Origin of the sequence: Methylorubrum podarium, from assembly GCF_022179745.1 — a bacterium.
GTDB lineage: Bacteria > Pseudomonadota > Alphaproteobacteria > Rhizobiales > Beijerinckiaceae > Methylobacterium > Methylobacterium podarium.
This window is the reverse complement of sequence record NZ_BPRD01000030.1, coordinates 1-2,880: the sequence shown is the minus strand read 5'-3', so window position 1 is coordinate 2,880 and position 2,880 is coordinate 1. Positions and strand designations below refer to the sequence as shown.

The following is a 2,880-nucleotide window of genomic DNA, read 5'->3' as shown; positions in this document are numbered from 1 at the left end:
CCCACGCGATCGACCGGAGACCGGGTGAGACTCATCTTACGCCGTGGCGTCGCGATGCCCTTGGTAGACGTCCTCTGGAAGCAATGGGCGCCGGCTTCGCACTGCGACAGCGGCCGGCCCCGGGCCGGCGGGAACACCCCACAGCCCTTCGCAGTCGAGGCGCACCTTGCCATGTAAAACGATCGCTTTACATCGCCGGGCATGGACAAGCGTGCCGAGATGATCGCGGGCGCCGCCCGCATCTTCGAGACCGACGGGTTCCGCGGCGTGGGCGTCGATCGGCTGCTGACGCCGTCCGGCTCCTCCACCCGCACCCTCTACAAGCATTTCGGCTCCCGCGACGGGCTGGTGATCGCGGTCCTGGCGGCGCGGCACCAGGCGTTCATGGACCGGCTCCGGGCCGAGGCCGACGAGACGGATCCCGTCGGCTCGCTGTTCGAGACGCTGCGCCGCTGGCTGGAGACGCACGGGGCGCGGGGCTGCATGCTCCTGCGCGCCCGCAGCGAGTACGCCGCGGCCAGCACCGCGATCGTCGCCCTCGTCGAGGGGCAGAAGCGCGCGTTCCGCGAGGCGATCGCCCGCCGCGTCGAGGCCGTGCTCGGTCGCGCCGATCCCGGTCTGACCCTTCAGGTCTGGCTCCTGTTCGAGGGCGCCACGGCGGCGGCGAGCGTCGCCGATTCCGCGGTGATCGACGAGGCCGCGCGGGCCGCGCGGGCGCTGGCCGAGATCGCGCGCGGCGCCCGTCCGTGACCGGCCGCCTCAACCTGGTCGCGGCCTCCTTCGCCCTGACCGCGCTCGCCTACGGCCTGGCCCGCTTCGCCTACGGCCTGCTGCTGCCCCGGATCCGCGACGACCTCGCGCTGAGCACGAGCGCCGCCGGGTGGATCGGCGGCGGTGCCTTCGCCGCCTACTGCCTCGGCATCGTCCTCGCCTTCCTCCTCGGCCGACGGCTCGGCCCGCGCCGGGTGGCGATGCTCGCGGGGCTCGCCGCCACGGCCGGCATGGCGCTCGCGGCCGCCGCCGCGTCCGGCCGGGTCCTCGGTCTGGCGATCACGCTCACGGGCCTGAGCACGGGGCTGGCCTCGCCGCCGCTCGCCGCGGCCGTGACCCGGCGGTTCGACGTGGGGGATCGCCCGAAGGCGAACGGGGCGATCAATGCCGGCACGGCGGCGGGGATCGTTCTCTCGGGGCTCGCGACCCTCGCCACCGCGGGCGCGTGGCGCGAACTCTACGCCGTGTTCGCCGGGCTCGGCGGCATCGTCACGCTCTGGCTCCGGTTCGCCCTGCCCGCGGGCGCGGCCGGACCGGGGCCGGCCGGGTTTCCGCGCGCGATCCTGACGCGTCCCGGCCTGGCGGGCCTGTGTGCCGGCGCCTTCCTGATGGGCCTGTCGAGCACCGCGATCTGGACCTTCGGCGCGGACATCCTGCGCGGCGGCCTCGCCTTCTCCGGACGGCAGGTCGCGCTGGCCTGGATCGTCCTGGGATGCGGCGGCAGCCTCGGCGCCGCGACCGGCCTCCTCACCGCGCGGTTCGGCACCGGCCGGGTCCATCGCCTCGCCCTGCTCGGCATGGCGCTCGGCGAGATCGCGCTGGCCCTCGGATCGACCCTCGGATCGACGCTCGGGGCGGCCGCGGGCCCGTCCATCCCCGCCCTCGGCTTCGCCGCGATGGGCCTGTTCGGCACCGCCTACATCGTCGCGAGCGGGACATTCCTGATCCAGGGCATCCACCGGCTTCCGGATCGCCCCGATCTCGGCCTCGGCATCCCCTTCCTGACGCTCGCCGTCGGCCAGACCGTCGGCGCGCCCCTGTTCGGAAGCCTGACGGAGACGGCGGGTCCGGGGATCGCCCTGCTCGCCTTCGCGGCGATCGCCGGAGGCGCGACGGTGTTTCCGGCCGCCGGCCCGCCGCTCACCCCGAGAGGTGCCCCAGCGCCTCCCGGGCGAGCGCCGGAGTGAGCGGCTTCACGGCGAAGCGGACCCCCTCGGGGAGCGCGCCGGGGGCGGGGGAGGGGCCGTCCGAGAGGGCGATGAGCGCCAGGTCCGGCCGGTGCCGGGCGATCTCGTGCACCAGGGCGAAGCGGGTCTCGGCCCCCCGCAGGTCGGCATCGACGACGACGAGGCGCAGCATCCCGTGGCGCTCGATCTGGCGGAAGGCGGTCTGCGCGCTCCACGCCTCCAGCACCTCGAACCCGGCCCCGGCCAAGAGATCCGCCGTCTCGATGCGCCGACCCGTCTCGCTTTCCACGACGAGAGCCAGCGGCCGCCCGTCGCCGTGCGGGGCAGGGGAAGCGGGCAGGTCCATGAAGCGTCCCGGATGTCCTCGGCGCGGGCCTCAAGCGTCCTGCCGACAAGTGGCGAGCGGCCGGTTCGTTGCCCCGCCGCGTCGCTTTTCGCGCTATTCTTTTTCGAGAAGACCTTTCAGGGGTGCCCGGATCCGGCACGTCACCCCCTCCGGCGCGTAGGTCATCCGCGTCTCGCCGCCGACCGCGCCGGAGAATCCGCGCTCGATCAGGCGCGAGCCGAAGCCCTTGCGCGTCGGGGCCGCGACCGGCGGCCCGCCGCTCTCGGCCCAGGTCAGCGTCACGACCGGCTCGGCCTCCCGCGCCCCGTCCGGCACATCATCCTGCAGGTCGTCCAGCGACGCGTCGGACATATCCTCGCGCCAGCGCAGGTGCGAGACGCTCCAGTCCACGCCGACGCGCCCGCCCGGAACCGAGAAGGCGCCGTACTTGGCGGCGTTGGTGGCGAGTTCGTGGATCATCAGGGCGAGCGACAGGGCGGCCTTCGGGCCGACTTCCAGGGCCGGACCGGACAGGTGGATGCGGCCCGGCTCGCCGTCGTCGTGGATCGCCAGCGCGCCGGCGATCACCGCCTCCAG

3 protein-coding genes and 1 pseudogene are annotated in these 2,880 nt (G+C 74.5%); 2 read left to right on the top strand and 2 right to left on the bottom strand.

Annotated features, from left to right (window positions below; genetic code table 11):
• The first annotated feature begins 201 nt into the window (after window positions 1–201).
• Together MFF42_RS01565 and MFF42_RS01560 are read left to right on the top strand one after the other, a co-directional pair.
• Window positions 202–750, top strand: coding sequence for a TetR/AcrR family transcriptional regulator (locus MFF42_RS01565; RefSeq protein ID WP_238253975.1), 549 nt, complete (start codon window positions 202–204; stop codon window positions 748–750).
• On the top strand, window positions 747–1,958 hold the full coding sequence (locus tag MFF42_RS01560; protein ID WP_238253974.1) for an MFS transporter: 1,212 nt from the start codon (window positions 747–749) through the stop codon (window positions 1,956–1,958). Before MFF42_RS01565 ends, MFF42_RS01560 begins: the two co-directional genes overlap by 4 nt.
• On the opposite strand, the gene MFF42_RS01555 is transcribed toward MFF42_RS01560, so the two are convergent.
• Together MFF42_RS01555 and MFF42_RS01550 are read right to left on the bottom strand one after the other, a co-directional pair.
• Window positions 1,912–2,304, bottom strand: a complete 393-nt coding sequence (locus MFF42_RS01555) for a DNA-binding transcriptional response regulator (RefSeq protein WP_238253972.1) — start codon at window positions 2,302–2,304, stop codon at window positions 1,912–1,914. The genes MFF42_RS01560 and MFF42_RS01555 overlap by 47 nt on opposite strands.
• A 93-nt stretch (window positions 2,305–2,397) precedes the next feature.
• Window positions 2,398–2,880, bottom strand: a pseudogene (locus MFF42_RS01550) (PAS domain S-box protein); the annotation flags it as partial.

What these genes read in the sequence shown, in the direction of transcription:
- MFF42_RS01565 (WP_238253975.1), top strand. Translation starts at nt 202, where the DNA reads ATGGACAAGCGTGCCGAGATGATCGCGGGCGCCGCCCGCATCTTCGAG.
- MFF42_RS01555 (WP_238253972.1), bottom strand. Translation starts at nt 2,304, where the DNA reads ATGGACCTGCCCGCTTCCCCTGCCCCGCACGGCGACGGGCGGCCGCTG.